Annotated in this window: 13 protein-coding genes; 7 read left to right on the forward strand and 6 right to left on the reverse strand. The window is 70.3% G+C overall.

Annotation, left to right across the window (positions count from 1 at the left end):
• Positions 1 to 121 precede the first annotated feature (121 nt).
• The 5 genes from dnaA to gyrB all read left to right on the forward strand — a co-directional run bounded on the left by dnaA (position 122) and on the right by gyrB (position 7,932).
• Positions 122 to 1,729 carry a chromosomal replication initiator protein DnaA gene (gene dnaA, locus FO059_RS00005; RefSeq protein WP_143905283.1) on the forward strand — a complete coding sequence of 536 codons (1,608 nt, stop codon included), beginning with the start codon at positions 122 to 124 and terminating at the stop codon, positions 1,727 to 1,729.
• Between the two features lie 833 nt (positions 1,730 to 2,562).
• The gene (dnaN, locus tag FO059_RS00010; protein ID WP_199257105.1) at positions 2,563 to 3,732 is read left to right on the forward strand and encodes a DNA polymerase III subunit beta; all 1,170 of its coding nucleotides are present in this window, start codon (positions 2,563 to 2,565) and stop codon (positions 3,730 to 3,732) included.
• Between the two features lie 8 nt (positions 3,733 to 3,740).
• On the forward strand, positions 3,741 to 5,006 hold the full coding sequence (gene recF / locus FO059_RS00015) for a DNA replication/repair protein RecF (RefSeq protein ID WP_143905287.1): 1,266 nt from the start codon (positions 3,741 to 3,743) through the stop codon (positions 5,004 to 5,006).
• On the forward strand, positions 4,996 to 5,556 hold the full coding sequence (locus FO059_RS00020) for a DUF721 family protein (RefSeq protein ID WP_143905289.1): 561 nt from the start codon (positions 4,996 to 4,998) through the stop codon (positions 5,554 to 5,556). Before recF ends, FO059_RS00020 begins: the two co-directional genes overlap by 11 nt.
• A 318-nt stretch (positions 5,557 to 5,874) precedes the next feature.
• The gene (gene gyrB / locus FO059_RS00025; RefSeq protein WP_143905291.1) at positions 5,875 to 7,932 is read left to right on the forward strand and encodes a DNA topoisomerase (ATP-hydrolyzing) subunit B; all 2,058 of its coding nucleotides are present in this window, start codon (positions 5,875 to 5,877) and stop codon (positions 7,930 to 7,932) included.
• Between the two features lie 152 nt (positions 7,933 to 8,084).
• Here gyrB and FO059_RS00030 read toward each other — a convergent pair whose 3' ends face one another.
• The gene (locus FO059_RS00030) at positions 8,085 to 8,717 is read right to left on the reverse strand and encodes a hypothetical protein (protein ID WP_143905294.1); all 633 of its coding nucleotides are present in this window, start codon (positions 8,715 to 8,717) and stop codon (positions 8,085 to 8,087) included.
• Between the two features lie 293 nt (positions 8,718 to 9,010).
• Between FO059_RS00030 and FO059_RS00035 the strand changes: the two genes are divergently transcribed.
• Together FO059_RS00035 and FO059_RS00040 are read left to right on the forward strand one after the other, a co-directional pair.
• Positions 9,011 to 9,514, forward strand: a complete 504-nt coding sequence (locus tag FO059_RS00035) for a MaoC family dehydratase (protein WP_143905296.1) — start codon at positions 9,011 to 9,013, stop codon at positions 9,512 to 9,514.
• Positions 9,515 to 9,686: 172 nt separating this feature from the next.
• Positions 9,687 to 10,559, forward strand: coding sequence for an alpha/beta hydrolase (locus FO059_RS00040; RefSeq protein ID WP_143905298.1), 873 nt, complete (start codon positions 9,687 to 9,689; stop codon positions 10,557 to 10,559).
• Here FO059_RS00040 and FO059_RS00045 read toward each other — a convergent pair.
• The 5 genes from FO059_RS00045 to FO059_RS00065 form a co-directional block, all read right to left on the reverse strand.
• Positions 10,531 to 11,286, reverse strand: coding sequence for a sirohydrochlorin chelatase (locus FO059_RS00045; RefSeq protein ID WP_143905300.1), 756 nt, complete (start codon positions 11,284 to 11,286; stop codon positions 10,531 to 10,533). The two genes, FO059_RS00040 and FO059_RS00045, sit on opposite strands and share 29 nt — an antisense overlap.
• A gap of 5 nt (positions 11,287 to 11,291) precedes the next feature.
• Complete coding sequence (gene nirD, locus FO059_RS00050) at positions 11,292 to 11,663, reverse strand: nitrite reductase small subunit NirD (protein WP_233266985.1); 372 nt, start codon at positions 11,661 to 11,663, stop codon at positions 11,292 to 11,294.
• 232 nt (positions 11,664 to 11,895) lie between these two features.
• Complete coding sequence (gene nirB, locus FO059_RS00055; protein ID WP_143905304.1) at positions 11,896 to 14,400, reverse strand: nitrite reductase large subunit NirB; 2,505 nt, start codon at positions 14,398 to 14,400, stop codon at positions 11,896 to 11,898.
• Positions 14,397 to 15,899 carry an FAD-dependent oxidoreductase gene (locus FO059_RS00060; RefSeq protein ID WP_235671099.1) on the reverse strand — a complete coding sequence of 501 codons (1,503 nt, stop codon included), beginning with the start codon at positions 15,897 to 15,899 and terminating at the stop codon, positions 14,397 to 14,399. Before FO059_RS00060 ends, nirB begins: the two co-directional genes overlap by 4 nt.
• 44 nt (positions 15,900 to 15,943) lie before the next feature.
• Positions 15,944 to 18,031 (reverse strand): molybdopterin oxidoreductase family protein, encoded by a 2,088-nt coding sequence (locus FO059_RS00065; protein WP_143905308.1) that lies wholly within the window; start codon positions 18,029 to 18,031, stop codon positions 15,944 to 15,946.
• Positions 18,032 to 18,188: the final 157 nt, after the last annotated feature.

Consider the following 18,188-nt stretch of genomic DNA (forward strand, 5'->3'; position numbering starts at 1 on the left):
ATGTCGGCGATCGTCGGACGCAGTCGTTGCGCACCCCAGTGCGACGAGCGCGTTCTTCCTGGTCACCGCCGCGCAATGACCGCTGAAGGACATCAAGGATGCCAGGGGAGGACGAGGTTCTGTGGAGCAAGACCCGAACGCTCTGTCACGGGTGTGGCCGATCGTCGTCTCCGAGCTCACCTCCGCAGCCCGTGACGAGGGTTCGCCTGCCATGCCCGGCCTGCCGCTGAGCCGGCAGCAACGCGCGTGGCTGCTTCTCGCCAAGCCGATCACGCTCGCCGGAGGTTTCGCACTCCTGTCGGCACCGTCGAGCTTCGCGCGCGACGCCATCGAGCGCGTCCTGCGTCAGCCCATATCCGACGCCCTCGAACGCCACCTGGGCGACCCGGTGGAGATCGCCGTCCGCATCGACACCGCTCCCGACGACGATCCGGGGGCGGACCGGCCGCGCGAGGATCCCTCGCACGCGGCCGCCGAGATGCCCGCACCGTCGGACGGTGCGGGCATGTGGGCGGCGAATCCCGCCGAACCGCACTACACCGACACCGCCACGCTGCTGCAGGGACGCCGCGATGAACTCACCGCGGAAGCGGAGGAGGACCTGATCGCGGAGGAGCAGGAGGCAAGGGAAAGCTTGGACCGCACCTGGCCGTCGCACTTCAACACGCCGGCCCCCGAGGCCGCCGGCAGTGCCCGCGAGGCGGGACTGAACCCCAAGTACACCTTCGACACTTTCGTCACGGGCCCGTCCAACCGCTTCTCGCACGCGGCCGCCGTGGCCATCGCGGAGGCGCCCGCCCGCGCGTACAACCCGCTGTTCATCTGGGGCGAGTCCGGACTGGGCAAGACGCACCTACTGCACGCGGCCGGCCACTACGCCAAGCGGCTGTTCCCCGGGCTACGCGTGCGCTACGTGTCCACCGAAGAGTTCACCAACGACTTCATCAACAGCATCCGCGACGACCGCAAGGTCGCCTTCAAACGGCGCTACCGCGAAACCGACGTGCTGCTGGTGGACGACATCCAGTTCATCGAGAACAAAGAGGGCATCCAGGAGGAGTTCTTCTACACCTTCGAGGCCCTGCACAACGCGAACAAGCAGATCGTCATCACCTCGGATCGGCCGCCGAAGCAGATGGCCACCCTCGAGGACCGGCTGCGCACCCGCTTCGAATGGGGACTGATCGCGGACGTCCAGCCCCCGGACCTCGAGACGCGCATCGCCATCCTGTCCAAGAAGGCCCAGATGGACTCCATCGAGGTGCCCGACGACGTCCTCGGTCTCATCGCCGGCCGCATCGAGCGAAACATCCGCGAGCTCGAAGGCGCGCTGATCCGGGTGACGGCGTTCGCGTCGCTCAACAAGCAGCCTCTCGATATCCGCCTGGCCGAGGTGGTGCTGCGCGACCTCGCCCCCGAGACCGCCACCGTCGAGATCACGGCGGCCACCATCATGGCGGTGACGGCCGAGTACTTCGACACCACGATCGACGAGCTGTGCGGTCCACGCAGGGCCCGACAGATCGCCTCCGCTCGGCAGATCGCGCTGTATCTGAGCCGGGAGTTGACCGACCTGTCGTTGCCCAAGATCGGCCAGGCTTTCGGACGCGACCACACCACGGTCATGTACGCGGAGAAGAAGATCCGCGGCGAGATGGCCGAGCGTCGGAAGGTCTACGACCAGGTCCAGGAACTCACTGCGCGAATCAAGCAGCGCTCCAAGCTCTGAGGCCCACCGCCGGTCCACGCCGCCGCGCGCGCCCGTGCGGTCCAGGGGCGCCGCGTACAGGCGCGCCACCGCGCCGCGCACACACGACGCCCCGTACGCCCCGTACGTCCTGCGCCACGGGCAACGCGGCCCGGCCCCCTGACCGCCGCCCGATCCGTGATTCACACCACGAACACCCGTCGCGGCACGCCCCGGAATGGTGAATCAGGGGCTCGTGTGACTCCGGTGACGAGTTTGCACACCTGTGGACAACCATGGGGATAAGTCTCCAAGCCTGGGGAAAACTTGGGGACCGGACTGGAACAACTTTTCTCCGTCCACAGCCGCCCCCCTTCGTCCACAACTCCGTCCACCGCGCGGTACACACCGCCGGAACCGCTCCCAACAGGTATCGAGCAGGGTTGTGCACAAGACTCACAGGACCTACTACTACTGCTTAGATCTCTTTCAAGGGGGAAACTACAAAACAGCCTGTGTGGAAACTCCACCCCGGCGACCCTTCAGCCGGTTCCGGTGGCGGCCGGTGCCCGCGCTTTACGGCAGACCCCGGACGACCTACGGTGGAGTTCCCGGACCGGCTCTCGGCGCCAGCGCCATCGGCTAATCTGGGTTCGAGAACAGGTGTGCCCGGCGCACCCTCAAGAAGCCCGAACCGCCCCGCGCCAACGCTCTGCGCCGTACCCGTCGCGGGGTCGAACGCACCACCGAGCTGGACCACCGAACGATCACCGCGCAACATCAGCGGTGGCAGTACGCACCACGACTGACGCGCAACACCGCCGGCCTCGGCCGCCACACTGGAAGGATTCCCGGGTCTGATGGAGCTAGCCGGCATGAAATTCCGGGTCACCCGAGATGACTTCCAGGACGCCGTCACCTGGGTCGCGCGCAGCCTGCCTGCCCGCCCCACGGTTCCGGTACTGCGCGGGATCCTGCTCGAAGCCACCGAGCAGGGCGTGACCGTCTCCGGGTACGACTATGAGACCTCCGCGCGCATGCAGGTCCCCGCCGAGGTGTCCGAACCGGGCACGGTCCTCGTCTCCGGCCGACTGCTCGCGGACATCACCAAAGCGCTACCGAGCAAGCCCGTCGACGTCGCCTTCGACGGCACGCACCTCACCATCGTGGCCGGTCGGGCCACGTTCTCGTTGCCGATCATCCCCGTCGAGGACTACCCGCAGCTGCCCACGCCGCCGGCGCACACCGGTGCGGTCCCGTCCGAAGAGTTCGCGCAGGCCGTGGGCCAGGTCGCGGTCGCCGCAGGCAAGGACGACACCCTGCCGATGCTCACCGGCATCCGCGTGGAGATCGAGGGCGACAAGGTGGTCATGGCCGCCACCGACCGTTTCCGGCTCGCGGTGCGCGAGTTCGAGTGGAAACCGGCGACCCCGGAACTCGAGGCCGCGGTCCTAGTGCCCGCGCGCACGCTGGCCGAGGCAGCGAAGACCATGACCGCCTCCGCGTCCGCCGACATCGAGATCGAGATGGGTGACGGAAGCTCGGTCGGGGCCGAGGGGATGCTGGGCGTCACCTCGGGGCCACGCCAGACCACCGCGCGGCTCCTCGACGCGGAGTTCCCCAAGTTCCGTCAGCTGCTGCCCGCCACGCACACCGCGGTAGCGGCGGTGGAGGTGGCGCCGCTCACCGAGGCCATCAAGCGTGTCGCCCTCGTGGCCGAGCGCGGCGCGCAGGTGCGCATGCAGTTCTCCGAGGACGGGCTGGTCCTGGCCGCCGGCGGGGACGATTCCAGCAGCGCCGAGGAGTCCTTGCCCGCCGAGTTCGCGGGCGAGCCGCTGACCATCGCGTTCAACCCCGGCTACCTGCAGGAGGGGCTCGGTGCAGTGGGTACCGAGCATGTGCATCTGGGATTCACCAGTCCCAGCCGGCCCGCCGTGCTGTGTCCGGCGGCGGAGGAGTTTCCCCAGGCGGACGATTCGGGCGCGTTCCCCGCATCGAGCGGCAGCTACACCTACCTGCTGATGCCAGTGCGTCTGCCGGGCTGACCGCGGCGGTGTTCGTCCGTCACCTGCGGCTGCAGGATTTCCGCTCCTGGGAGTCGCTCGACCTCGAGCTCGACCGCGGCGTCACCGTCTTCGTCGGTGCCAATGGCCGGGGCAAGACGAACATCCTCGAGGCCGTCCAGTACCTGTCGACGCTGTCATCGCACCGGGTGTCGTCGGACCAGCCCCTCATCCGGGCCGGCGCCGAGTCCTCGTTGATCGCCGCGACGGCCATCAACGAGGGCAGGGAACTCTCCGTGGATCTCACGATCCACGCGGGTCGTGCGAACAAGGCGCGCCTGCGCCAGAGCCCGGTGCGCCGGACCCGCGAGATCCTGGGCGTGGTCCAGTCGGTGCTCTTCGCGCCGGAGGATCTGGCGCTGGTGCGCGGTGATCCTGGCGAGCGACGGCGCTTCCTGGACGAGCTGATGACGGTCCGCCGGCCGCGGCTGGCGGGAGTGCGGGCCGATTACGAGAAGGTGTTGCGGCAGCGATCGGCCCTGCTGAAATCGGCGGGTCCCGCCATGCGGGCCGCCGGCCGCGGCTCCGGCGGGGAGAGCGCATTGGCGACCCTCGAGGTGTGGGACGGTCACCTGGCCGCGTATGGCGCCGAGATCATCGCCGCCAGACTGGAATTGGTCCGCGAACTCGCACCGCATCTGACCGGGTCTTATGCGTCGATCGCGCCGGAATCCCAGGCTGCGTCGCTCGGCTATCGCTGTAGTCTGGCCGAGGACATGCCCCCCGCGCAGCCGTCCGCACCGCTCTCCGATGCCGCGGCCGGATTGGAGAAGGCGATGCATGAGGCGCTGGCGCGGGTGCGCGAGCGGGAGATCGCGCGCGGGGTGTGCCTGGTGGGCCCCCACCGCGACGATCTCGAGTTGAGGTTGGGCGAGCATCCGGTCAAGGGCTACGCGAGCCATGGTGAATCGTGGTCCTTCGCGCTGGCGATGCGCTTGTCCGCGTTCCAGCTTCTGCGGCAGGACGGCACCGAGCCGATCCTCATCCTTGACGACGTGTTCGCCGAGCTCGATCGGCGGCGGCGCAACGCACTCGCCGCGGTGGCCCGGCAGACCGAGCAGGTGCTGGTAACCGCCGCTGTCGCCGAGGACGTTCCCGATGAGCTGCGCGGTCGCCGGTACGTCGTGTCGATCCGGGACCGCGGGGATCTCGGGCGCACGTCGACGATCTCGGCGTCGGCGGGCGACGGCGACGCCGCGGCCGGGAACGGATCGCCCGATGCCGACGAGACGGAGGAGACCGGTCATGACGGCTGACTCGGAGGGCAACGGCCTGTCCGCCGGCGACGACGGGCCGCCGCGCGGTGCCGATCTGGCGCGACGCGCGCTGGAAGAGGCGCGCGCGCGGGCGGCGGCGCAGGGTAAATCCGTGGGCAAGGGCATGGCCTCCCCCCAGAGGCGCCAACAACGCAAGCCATCACGCCGCCGCTGGTCCGGGCCGGCGGCCGACCCCCGTGACCCGCAACCGCTGGGGGCTCTCGCGGCATCCCTTGCCCGACGTCGGGGATGGAACCGGCACGTGGCGGAGGGGCGGGTCCTCGGGTGCTGGGACGAGGTCGTGGGTGCGGAGATCGCCGACCACGCGGCGCCTACGTCGCTGAGCGACGGGATCCTGCACGTCACGGCCGAATCGACGGCCTGGGCTACACAGCTCAGGATGGTGCAGGCGCAGATCCTCTCGAAGATCGCCCGGGCGGTGGGCGACGGCGTGGTGACGAAGCTGGAGATCCGTGGACCGAGCGCGCCGAGCTGGCGGCACGGCGCCCGGCACGTCAGCGGGCGGGGGCCGCGTGACACCTACGGCTGAGGCGTCGCCGACCGCGTGCGGTGCCCAGAGTGGTCTGCCCGGGCGGGGCCGTATCCGGTCGCATCGATGATCACGTTCGTGCCGCAGTGGCGGCATCAGGGGTGTGTGAGTGGCCTCGCAGGGCGGCCGAGGCAGTAGACTGGAGGGGTAATGGTGCCGTCATGTCCACCACCCACAGCCGGGCGCCCTTCGCGGGGTGCGATCGGGGCCCGGGATCTCCGGCCTCCGAGCGCGGCCGGGACGGCGCCGCCACGGCGGCGTCCCGTGCGGGTGGTGGACGTGTGTGTGCGGCTCGACCAGAAGGAGTGCTAGCGACCAGTGGTTGCCAACGATTCAGACACGGCGTCATCCAACGGCTCGGCGGGCGATTACAACGCCTCCTCCATCACCATCCTCGAAGGGCTCGAGGCGGTCCGGAAGCGTCCGGGCATGTACATCGGGTCCACGGGTGAGCGCGGGCTCCACCACCTGGTCTGGGAGGTGGTGGACAACTCCGTCGACGAGGCGATGGCCGGCTATGCGTCTACCGTCAACGTGACGCTGTTGGCCGACGGCGGCGTCGAGGTGACCGACGACGGCCGCGGGATCCCGGTGGACATGCACTCCAGCGGCGAACCCACCGTGCAGGTCGTGCTCACCCAGCTGCACGCGGGTGGCAAGTTCGACTCCGATTCGTACGCGGTCTCCGGCGGCCTGCACGGCGTGGGCGTGTCCGTGGTGAACGCGCTGTCGAGGGTGCTCGAGGTGGAGATCGACTACGACGGGTTCCACTGGGACCAGCAGTACAACAAGTCGATTCCTGGGCCGCTGAACAAGGGCGAGGCGACCTCCCGGACCGGCACCACCGTGCGGTACTGGGCCGATCCCGACATCTTCGAGACCACGGTCTACGACTTCGAGACGGTCTCGCGCCGACTGCAGGAGATGGCGTTCCTCAATAAGGGGCTGACGATCGTCCTCACCGACGAGCGTGTCGCGGAGGAAGAGGTCACCGACGAGGTCGTCGGCGACGTCGCCGACGCGCCCAAGAACGCGGCCGAGGAAGCGGAGGAGGCCGAGGAGAAGGCGGTCGCGCCCAAGGTCAAGCGCCGGATCTTCCACTACCCCGGCGGGCTGATCGACTACGTCAAGCACATCAACCGCACCAAGCAGTCCATCCACCAGTCGGTGCTGGCCTTCACGGCCGCCGGCGACGGGCACGAGCTCGAGGTGGCGATGCAGTGGAACTCAGGCTATTCGGAGTCGGTGCACACCTTCGCCAACACCATCAACACCGCGGAGGGCGGCACCCACGAGGAGGGGTTCCGTTCGGCGCTGACCTCTACGGTCAACCGGTACGCGAAGGACCACAAGCTTCTCAAGGACAAGGACCCGAATCTCTCCGGCGATGACATCCGCGAGGGCCTTGCGGCCGTGATCTCGGTGAAGGTGACCGAGCCGCAGTTCGAGGGACAGACCAAGACGAAGCTCGGCAACACCGAGGTGCGGTCGTTCGTGCAGAAGGCGTGCAACGAGCACCTGGAGTACTGGTTCGAATCCAACCCCGCCGAGGCGAAAGTCATCGTCAACAAGGCCGTCTCCTCGGCGCAGGCCCGGATGGCCGCCCGCAAGGCGCGTGAGCTGGTGCGGCGCAAGACCGCGACAGACATCGGCGGACTGCCCGGCAAGCTGGCGGACTGCCGCTCCAAGGACCCCAGCAAGTGCGAGGTCTACATCGTGGAGGGCGACTCGGCCGGCGGTTCGGCCAAGTCGGGCCGCGACTCGATGTACCAGGCGATCCTGCCGCTGCGCGGCAAGATCATCAATGTCGAGAAGGCCCGCATCGACCGGGTGCTCAAGAACGCCGAGGTGCAGACCATCATCACGGCGCTCGGCACCGGTATTCACGACGAGTTCGACATTGCAAAACTCCGGTATCACAAGGTCGTGCTCATGGCGGACGCCGACGTGGACGGCCAGCACATCTCGACGCTGCTGATGACGCTGCTGTTCCGGTTCATGCGTCCGCTGATCGAGCACGGGCATGTCTACCTGGCGCAGCCACCGTTGTACAAGCTCAAGTGGCAGCGCGGCGTCGCGCCGGACTTCGCCTACTCCGACCGCGAACGCGACGGGCTGCTGGAGGCCGGCCTGGCGGCGGGCAAGAAGATCAACAAGGACGACGGCATCCAGCGATACAAGGGCCTGGGCGAGATGGACGCCAAGGAATTGTGGGAGACCACGATGGACCCGTCGGTCCGCGTGCTCCGGCAGGTGACGCTGGACGACGCCGCCGCGGCCGACGAGTTGTTCAGCATTCTGATGGGTGAGGACGTCGCGGCGCGGCGCAGCTTCATCACCCGCAACGCCAAGGACGTTCGATTCCTCGACGTGTAGCGAACTGGCCCCCACACAGCGACCCCGGCTCGCCGGAATGCGAGCCGGGGTCGCTGTGTATGTAGGTAGGGCTTCTGATCGTCACGTGACGAACGGGCCCCGGATGCCTGCTATAGGTGGCATCCGGGGCCCGATCGTGGGGAGGTGTTCGATCAGCTGGCGGACAGCGCGCCGAGGGAGCCGAAGAGGTCGAGCGAGCCGAGCAGACCGCCGCCGGCCTGCGCGAAGGTCAGCGTGCCGTCGTTGTCGACGACGGTGAAGCTCTGCTGCGCCCCGAGAAGTCCGTCCTCGTAGTTGAAGCAGGCGGACACGATGGAGTAGTCGCCCGCGGTAAGGTCCGCTGCGTTGAGAACGCTGGAGTCGGTGTCCGCTCCGGCGTTCGTGTCGAGCTGGAGGACGTCGTTCTCGTCGACGTCGTTCTCGCCGTCGTATCCCATTCCCTGCGAGATCATCAGCTTCATCTCGTGGTCGTCGACGCCCTCGAGCGCGTCGTTCGGCACGACGTAGGCGCGGCACAGGACGTCGTTGACCGCTTCGCCGCCGCTCTGCGTCAGCGTGATCTTGTTGGTCGCGCCGTCTTCGCTCACCTCGGTGGTGACCGTGCCGGCCACGCCCTCGTAGGCGCTTCCGCCGAGGCTGCCGAGCACGTCCAGGCTGCCCAGTGAACCGCCGCCGAGCGCGGGGAGGTCGATCGCGGCAGCGGCGCCCGCAGCGGGGATGGCGAGCGCGACGGCAGCGACGAGCGCGGCGCCGGAACCGGCGATGCGGCGAATCTTGTGGGGCATAGGTGATCTCCGTTCGGTAGAGCAGACCGGCAGGACCCTCGCATCACCGTGCGCACTTGCACGGCGGACAGGAGCTTGTGACCGATCACACTTCGTGGCTTCTACTCGAATGTAAACGAGAGTTCAGTGGCTTTCATAATTGGATGAGGGAAATGATCCCGATTGAATGACATCAGATTGGAGGTATCGCAAGGGCTGCGCGGGGTCGGCGGGCGGCGGGACACCGGGGCGTGTGCAGCGTCCCCCTGTATTGTGACCACGCGAAACGGCGCCGCGCGCATAGGGTGTCAGTCATGACAGACAGCTGGCAGACCGCGTCCATCGGCGTCCGCGACTTCGCAAATCCCGTGTCGGACAGGTGGCTCGAGGACTATGTCTCCGGTGACGTGTTCGAGTACGGGTCGATCACCGTCACCGAGGCCGACATCCTGGAGTTCGCGCACCGGTACGACCCGCAGTCCATCCACATCGATGAGGACGCGGCGCGCGAGGGGCCGTTCGGCGGGTTGATCGCCAGCGGGTGGCAGACCGCGTCGGTGTTCATGCGGATGTTCGCGGACAACTTCCTCACCGCGGTGGGGAGCCTGTCCTCGCCGGGTATCGACGAACTGCGCTGGACCGCCCCGGTGCGCCCCGGCGACACGCTGCGGATCCGGGTGACGGTGGACGAGTCGCGCCGCTCCCGGTCGAAGCCCGACCGGGGGATCATCCACACCACGGGCGAGATGTTCAACCAGGACGGCACGGTGGTGCTCACGCTGCGCGCGATGAACCTCATCGCGGCGCGTCCCGTGTGAGGGCGCGGCGCTGTTTCACGTGAAACGGTTTCACGTGAAACAGCGCCCGGCGCCGCGCGGGACGGCGACTGGCCAGTGAGACTCGCATCACTGCGCTGCGGCGTGCGACGCACAATGTGACGAAGCGCAGCCGCTGGGGCCGCGTGGACGTCTTACAAGGGGGTTCCTCCCGATGGAACGCACACATGTGGTCTCCGCCGTCGACGGTCTGACGTTGCAGGCCTATCGGTGGCCGGCGGAGAAGCCCAAGGCCACAGTCCAGTTGGCTCACGGGCTCGCGGAGCACGCGCAGCGCTACGACCGGCTCGCTCGAGTCCTCGTTGCGGCCGGATACGACGTGTGGGCGCACGATCACCGCGGACATGGGTCCTCGGTGAGCGACGCGGTGCCGCACGGTGGTTTCGGTGAGGCCGGATGGGCCGGATTGGTTGCGGATCTGGTTCAGGTCAGCGGCATGATCGCCGATGCGGTGCCCGGGGTGCCGCACTTCCTCGTCGGCCATTCGATGGGTTCATTCGCGTCGCAGTTCGTGCTGCTCGACCATTCCGCCGACTACGTCGGTGTGGCGCTGAGCGGCACCACCGCGCTGGACATCGCCGCCGCCGCGATGCCGGAGCCGGGATCCGAGGCCGCGGAGGACGCGAATCTCGATGCCTACAACGCGGGCTTCGAGGGGGACACAGGCTACGAGTGGCTCAGCCGTGACGCCGACGAGGTGGCGAAGTACGTCGCGGATCCGCTGTGCGGGTTCGACGTGCGGCCGGACCTGCTGCCGGGCATCTTCGGGGCGAGCGTTCTGACGGGCGACCAGGAGGTGCTGGCGAAGATCAGCCCGGACGTCGCGATCCTGGTCCTCAGCGGCGAGGACGACCCGCTCGCCGGCAAGGGCTACATGCCGACGACGGTGGCGGACCGATACCGCGCCGCCGGGGTCAAGGACGTGGAGTTGGAGATCTACCCGGGCGCACGGCACGAGATCTTCAATGAGACCAATCGTGACGAAGTCACCACCCGCCTCATCGGATGGCTCGACGCGCACGTGTGAACGGCTGCCGACGGTCACCGGAACATTGCCGGGCCTCGGCCGCCGGCACTGCGATCGCGCGCATCCTGTGCACGATGAGCCGCGCGAGCGCCGGGTGGTCTCCGATGGGATCGGCGACGACGTCGGCCCCGCAATCGGTGATCCGAGAGTGGAAGAGACCCTCGGATAACAGGTAGGGCGAGACGGCGACGCGTCGTGCACCCGCCGACCGCAGCCTCTCGACGGCGGCCTCGATGGCCTTCGATCCGTCCGCGCACAGTGCAGTGCTGACGGGGACGTCCAACGCGTCGGACAGCAGGCGCCCGGCGCGGCGGACGTCCGCGCGGGCACGTGGATCGGACGAACCGACGGCCGCCATGAGGACGGCGTCCGCCTCCGCCCGTCCGGCCTCGCGCAGGCGCAATGCCTGGACCGCGGCGAGAACCGGATCGGGTCCTATCGCCCCCGCAATGCGAAGGGTGCGGCGCGGCCCGGCCGCGGCGGCCTGCCGCGGGAGGTCCGTGCGCACATGAAACCCGGATGCGAGGAAGGCCGGGACCACGATGGCGTCCGCGGCGGGGGCGGCGTCCAGAACGTCCGCCAGCGTCGGAGATGCGACGTCGGCGAAGGCGAGGCGCACCGCCGCCGGAGCGGCGGCCGCCACTTGGTCGGCGAGCGCGGCCATCGTGGCGAGCCCCCGCAGGTCCCGTGTGCCGTGCGCCGCGATGATGAGCGACGGTGCGGTCATGGCGTTCACCGGGCCCGTGCGTCTACGTCGGCCCGGGTCGCCGGGCCCACGTGCACCACACCGTCGACCACGCGGACCGGGTGGACGGGAAGACCGGGCCGGGCGTCGTCCAAACGCCGGCCGTCGACCAGCGAGTACACGTCTTTGAGCAACGGCGATGCGACAGTCGGCTCACCGCCGCGGTCCCCGACGATCCCGCGCGACATCACGGCCGCCCGCCCGACGGGGTCGATGTTGCCGACGGCGTGCACGCTCCCGTCGGCCAACAGGAACAGCGCCGCCTGCGTGCCGCCGCGCAGCAGCACGGCCACGCCGCGACCGGGCAGGAGCCGGTGCACCGCGCATGCCGGGGTCCAGCCGCCGGCGTTGCGAGGCACGGACGGGCCTGGGGTCCGCGCGGCCCCGGCGACTGGGCGGGCCGGCGCATCCAGCACCGCAGTTGGTGCGAAATCGGTGGTGCGAGTGGAGATCATCGTCTGCTCCCTGCTTCCGCTCGGGCCTGCGCGGCCCCACGATCTGTTGCGACTCCCACGCTATGGACCGGCCGTTTCGTCCCGGTTACGCGCGCGTTGGGTTGCGGTAAGCATTTCCTCGGTGCGGCAGAAGGATTCACGTGCGTGCAACAGGGAAGTCGGGCATGCCCACGAGCACCGGCACCTTGCGCGGGCCCGATTCGTCGAACGCGACGGTGGGATCCGGCTCGCCGGGCGCGTTGACGAAGGACACGAATCGCTCGAGGGTGCCGGGGTCGTCGAGCACGGCGGCCCACTCGTCGCGGTACCCGGCGACGTGCGCCTCCATCGCCGCCTCCAGCCCCGCGGCGATCCCCAGGGCGTCCTCGCACACCACTTGCCGCACGTGCTCCAGGCCGCCGTCGATCTCGTCGAGCCAGCGGGCGGTGCGCTGGAGCCGGTCCGCCGTGCGGATGTAGAACATCAGGAAGCGGTCGATGCAGCGGACCAGCGCGTCGTCGTCGAGTCCGCCGGCGAGCTGCTGCGCGTGGGCCGGCGTCTGCCCGCCGTTGCCGCCCACGTAGAGGTTCCATCCGTTCTCCGTGGCGATCACCCCCACGTCCTTTGATCGGGCCTCCGCGCATTCGCGCGCGCACCCGGATACCCCCAGCTTGAGCTTGTGCGGCGATCGCAGTCCCCGATACCGCAGTTCCAGGCGCACGGCCATCGACATGGAATCCTGTACGCCGTACCGGCACCAGGAGGATCCCACGCAGCTCTTGGCGGTGCGCAGCGACTTGCCGTAGGCGTGGCCGGACTCCATCCCGGCGTCTACCAGCCGGCGCCAGATCTGTGGGAGCTGCTCCACCCGTGCGCCGAAGAGGTCGATGCGCTGGCCGCCGGTCACCTTGGTGTACAGGTCGAAATCGCGGGCCACTTCGCCGATGACGATCAGCTGTTCGGGCGTGCACTCGCCGCCCGGCATGCGCGGGACGACGGAGTACGTGCCGTTCTTCTGCAGGTTCGCCAGGAAGTGGTCGTTCGTGTCCTGCAACGCCGCCTGCTCCGCGTCGAGGATGTGGTCGGAGGAGGTGGAGGCCAGGATCGACGCCACGACCGGCTTGCAGATCTCGCATCCGGCGCCGCGGCCGTACCGTGCTAGCAGTGCGGAGAATGTTCGCGTGCGAGTGGCTCGGACGATCTCGAACAGCTCGGCGCGAGAGATGTCGAAGTGCTCGCACAGCGCCTTCGGCAGTGCGACGCCGGACGACGTGAGGAGCTGCTTGACCGCGGGAAGGCAGCCGCCGCAGGTCGACCCCGCCCCCGTGCGTGCAGTGACCGCGGCAAGGTCGCAGGCGCCGTCCGCGATGGCCGCGGAGATGCGCCCTTTGGTCACGGCGTTGCACGAGCAGATCTCGGCGTCGTCCGGGAGCGAGCCCGCCCCCGCCGTCGACGCGGCCGGCGAGATCAGCGCGGCCGCGTCGTCGGGAAGCGGCGATCCGACCAGTGGGCGGAGGGTGGTGTAGGCGGTGGCGTCGCCGACGAGGATTCCGCCGAGCAGGGTCGACGCGTCGTCCGAGACCACCAGCTTGGCGTAGGTGCGCTTGGCCGCATCGGACAGCACCACCTCGAGCGCCCCGTCGCCGATGCCGTGCGCGTCGCCGAAGCTCGCCACGTCGACCCCCAGCAGCTTGAGCTTGGTCGAGGTGTCCGCCCCCGGGAACACGCCGTCGCCGCCGAGGAGCCGGTCGACCACCACGTCGGCGGTGGCGTAACCGGGCGCGACGAGGCCGTAGCAGGTGCCCTCGACCGCCGCGCATTCGCCGACGGCGTACACCCCGGGGGCGCTCGTCCGCATCGCGAGGTCGGTCTCGATGCCCCCGCGTGGCGCGAGGGTGAGTCCGGCCTCGCCGGCCAGCGCGTCCCGCGGCCGGATTCCGGTGGCGAACACCACCAGAGTGGCGTCGAGCACAGTGCCGCCGGACAGGTGCACCGCCAGCCGGCCGCCGGCGGGCTCGATCTCCTCGGTGCCCAGGCCGGTGTGCGCGTGCAGGCCGAGCTCGGAGACGAGACGGCCCAGCAGCGCGCCGCCGCCGGCATCGACCTGCGCGGATAGTAGCCGATCGCCCCGTTCGACGATGTGCGGGACGAGGCCGAGCGAGCGAAGCGCATCGGCCGCCTCCAGGCCCAGCAGGCCGCCGCCCACGACCACCGCCTGCTCGCCGCCGTGGCCCTCGGTGGCGGCGCGGATCGCGTCGAGGTCGTCGATTGTGCGGTAGACGAAGCAGCCGGGCAGGTCGTTGCCGGGGATCGGCGGACGGAACGCGTGCGACCCGGTGGCGAACACCAGCGCGTCGTACGTGTGGATAGCCCCGGACGCGGAGCGCACCGAGCGGGCGGCGGTGTCGACGGTGGTGGCGGCGTCGCCCACGTGCAGGTCCACCAGGGGGTCGTCGGCGAAGTCGTTGCCCTCGAGCGCCAGCGGGCCCGGGTCCCACCCGCCGACGTAGGACGACAGGCCGACGCGGTCGTAGGCGGCCCACGGCTCCTCGCAGAGCACGGTCACCGACCAGGCTCCAGCCTCGTCCCGCCGGCGCAGGTTCTGGACCAGTCGGTGCCCCACCATCCCGTGGCCGATCACGACCAGTGTCTTCGCGCTCATGCGGCGTCTCCCTCCGTTGCGTTTCCGTTCCGTCTGTCCGGAGCGCCTTCATCCGCCGGACCTGTCCGCCCGCGCGTGTTCCAGAGCCCGCACAGGCCGGCGACCGCATCGCGGCATCCGCCGCACCCGGTCCCGGCGCGGGTTGAACGTGCGATCGCTTCGCTCGTCGTGGCCCCACCCCGCCACGCCTCGGCGATCCGGCCGCGGGTCACCGAATTGCAGCGGCACACCACCGCTCCGGGGCCCGCGTCCTCCGGAAGCGCGGCGCCCCCGGCGGGCGCGCGTCCGACGAGCAATGACATCCGGTCGGACGGAACCGGACCGCGCGAGTCGAACAGCTGCGTGAACGCCCCGGCCACGCCGGGATTGCCGAGCGAGAGGGCACCGACGAGCCGCCCGGCGCGGACGACGGCCTTGGCGTAGCGCCCGCGCGCCGGATCCGCGAGAGTGAGCACCTCGTGCAGTTCGTCGTGGCCGGAGACGTCGACGCGGCCCATGGCGACGAGGTCGATGTCGTGCGCCTTGAGCCGCGTGACCTGCGCGCTGCCGGAGTAGCGGGCGCCGCCGGCGCCGCACAGCCGCCCGGCGAGAACGGAGGTCTGTTCCCACGCCGGTTGGACCAGCCCGTAGACCACTCCGCGGTGCTCGCAGCAGTCGCCCGCCGCCGACACGTGCGGCGCGCTGGTGCGCATGGCGTCGTCGACGATGATCCCGTCCGCTACGTCGATGCCGGCGGTGCGAGCGAGATCGGTGCGGGGACCGGTGCCGGCGGCGAGGATCAGCAGATCGGTGGCGATGCGCGACCCGTCGTCGAGTACGAGCTCCGCGCCGGTATTCGCGCCGGGCCGGCGGAACTCGGCGGCGCGCCGGCCGACGACCAGGCGGGCGCCGAGCCCCCGGACCGAACGGGCGAGGACGGCGCCCCCGTCGGGATCGAGCTGGCGGTCCATCGGGTAGTCCTGCGGGTGCACCAGCGTCACGGACGCGCCGCGCATCAGCGCGCCGCGTGCCGCCTCGATCCCCAGGAGTCCGGCGCCGACGATCGTCACGGACGCCCCCGGGCGCGCGGCAGCGGCGATCGCGTCGCAGTCGTCCAGGGTCCGGAACGCAGCGACGCCCGGCCCCGGTGCGCCGTCGTCGCGATAGGCGCCGTCGATGTGCGGACGCTTCGGAGTGCTTCCCGTCGCCAGGACCAGCTCGTCGTAGGCCACCGGCGGGTGCCCGCCGTCCAGACCGAGGGTCCTGCGGGCGACGTCGATGCCCGTCGCGCGGACTCCGGTGCGCACGGCGACACGATCCCCGGGGCCCCAGGCGCCGGTGCGCATGCGCGTCTGGTCGGCGCCGATGCTGCCGGCGAGCACGTTGGTCAGCAGGATCCGGTTGTACGCGGGATGCGGCTCGTCGCCGATGACGGTGATGCGCACCCGCGCGCCGCGCGGATCGTGGGCGCGGATCTGCTCGACGAGCCGGGTCCCGGCCATGCCGTTGCCCACCACCACGACGTGAATGGGATCCGGATCCCCTACGGCAGTGCGTAATACGGTCATTCGGCGGCCTCCAATCGCACTGCGCACACCTTGAACTCGGGCATGCGGCTGGTCGGATCGAGCAAGGGGTTGGTCAGCAGGTTGGCGCGGCCGCGGCCCGGGAAGTGGAAGGGGACGAACACGGTGTCGGTGCGCATCGCATCGTCGACGCGCACCCGGGCCGTCATGGCGCCGCGGCGGCCGACCACGCGCGCCAGCGCCCCGTCACGCACGCCGCTGCGGTCCGCGGTGTCGGGGTGGACCTGCACGAACGCCTCCCGGGCGACGTCCACGAGCTCGGTGATGCGGCGGGTCTGGGCGCCGGATTGGTACTGGGTGAGGATGCGTCCGGTGGTGGCGTACAGCGGGTGCTCGTCATCGGTGGCCTCGCCCGGGCCCCGGTGGTCCGCGCCGGCGAAGCGCGCGCGCCCGTCGCCGGTGGCGAAGCGGTCGAGGAACAGGCGGGGAGTGCCGGTGTGGTTCTCGGCGGGGCAGGGCCAGTGCAGCGCCTCGCCCCGTTCGAGGCGGGAGTAGCTGATGCCCGCGTAGTCGGCGGCGCCGCCGGAGGAGGCGCGGCGCAGCTCGTCGAACACCGCCCGTGGCTCGGTGGGGAACATCTCCGCAGGCCGGCCCAACCGCACCGCGAGGTCCGCGAGCACCCGCAGCTCGCTGCGGGCGCCGGGCGGCGGGGATACGGCGCGGCGGCGGCGCAGCACCCGGCCCTCGAGGCTGGTCGTGGTGCCGTCCTCCTCGGCCCACTGGAGCACCGGCAGCACGACGTCGGCCATCGCGGCGGTCTCGGACAGGACGAAGTCGCTGACCACCAGCAGGTCCAGCGAGCGCAGGCGCTCGACCACGTGTGCGGACCGGGGGGCGGAAACGGCGGGGTTTGCGCCGTGCACCAGCAGCGCGCGAACGCCACGGTCCATGCCCGCGCGGTCGAACAGCTCGTAAGCGGAGACACCGGGTGCCGGCAGCGACGATGCGGGCACTCCCCACACGCGCGCGACGTGGTCGCGGTCCAGCGCATCGGACAGGCGCCGGTAGCCGGGGAGCTGGTCGGCCTTCTGCCCGTGCTCGCGGCCGCCCTGGCCGTTTCCCTGCCCGGTGACGGTGCCGTAGCCGCGGCCCCGCCGCCCCGGGAGCCCCATGGCCAGGGCGAGGTCGATGACGGCGGACACGGTGTCCGTCCCGTGCGCGTGCTGCTCGGCCCCGCGGCCGGTGAGGACGTAGGCGCCGGTGCCCGCGTCGCGTGAACGGGCGAGGATCCGCACGGCGCGGCGCAGTGCGTCGGCGGACACGCCGGTCACCGTCTCGACGCGGTGGGGCCACCACCGGGCGGCCGCCGACCAGGCGTCGTCGAAGCCGCGGGTGCGCGCGTCGATGAACGCGTGGTCGATGTACCCCTCGGTGACCGCGATGTGGAGCATGCCCAGAGCGAGGGCGGCGTCGGTGCCCGGTGCGAGGGGCAGATGGATTCCGCCGGACTCCTCCGCCGCCGCGGCAGTGGGGGTGCGGCGCGGGTCGACGACGACGAGCCCGCCCGCGGCGGCGGCGCACCGCAGGTGCCCCAGCAGCGGCGGCATCGTCTCGGCGATGTTCGCGCCGAACAGGATGATCGCCCGCGCATCCGTCAGGTCGGACACCGGGAACGGGAGCCCGCGGTCGATCCCGAACGCGCGGGTGGCGGCGGCGGCCGCCGACGACATGCAGAAGCGGCCGTTGTAGTCGATGCTCGCCGTTCCCAGGGCGACGCGGGCGAACTTGCCCAGCATGTACGCCTTCTCGTTGGTGAGCCCGCCGCTGCCGTAGACCGCGACCGCGTCCCGCCCGTGCCGCCGCCGGGTCCGCCAGATGCCCTCGGCGACGGCGTCGAGCGCAATGTTCCAGGTGGCAGGACGCAGAGTGCCCGCGTCGTCCCGGATGAGCGGCGTGCGCAATCTGTCCGGGTGCGCCAGCAACTCCGCGCTGGTCCAGCCCTTCTGGCAGAGCCCGCCGCGGTTGGTCGGGAAGTCTCGGGCGGTGACCGCGGCGCGGCCCGGCACGTCGCCCGAGACCGTCATCGCGCATTGGAGCCCGCAGTACGGACAGTGCGTGGCGGTCATGCCCCGGCTCCGTCCATTGCAAGGTGATGGTGGGAAATGTTGGGAGAGAACGGTTTTGACGGCGTTTGCATGGATCCTCCCGGCTGGTGGCAGGACCTCAAACTAGCGAGCGCGTATTGCGGTGCGGCTGCTCCGATGTGAACTGATCGTTACGGTC

This window comes from Tomitella fengzijianii (assembly GCF_007559025.1).
Taxonomy (GTDB): Bacteria; Actinomycetota; Actinomycetes; order Mycobacteriales; family Mycobacteriaceae; genus Tomitella; species Tomitella fengzijianii.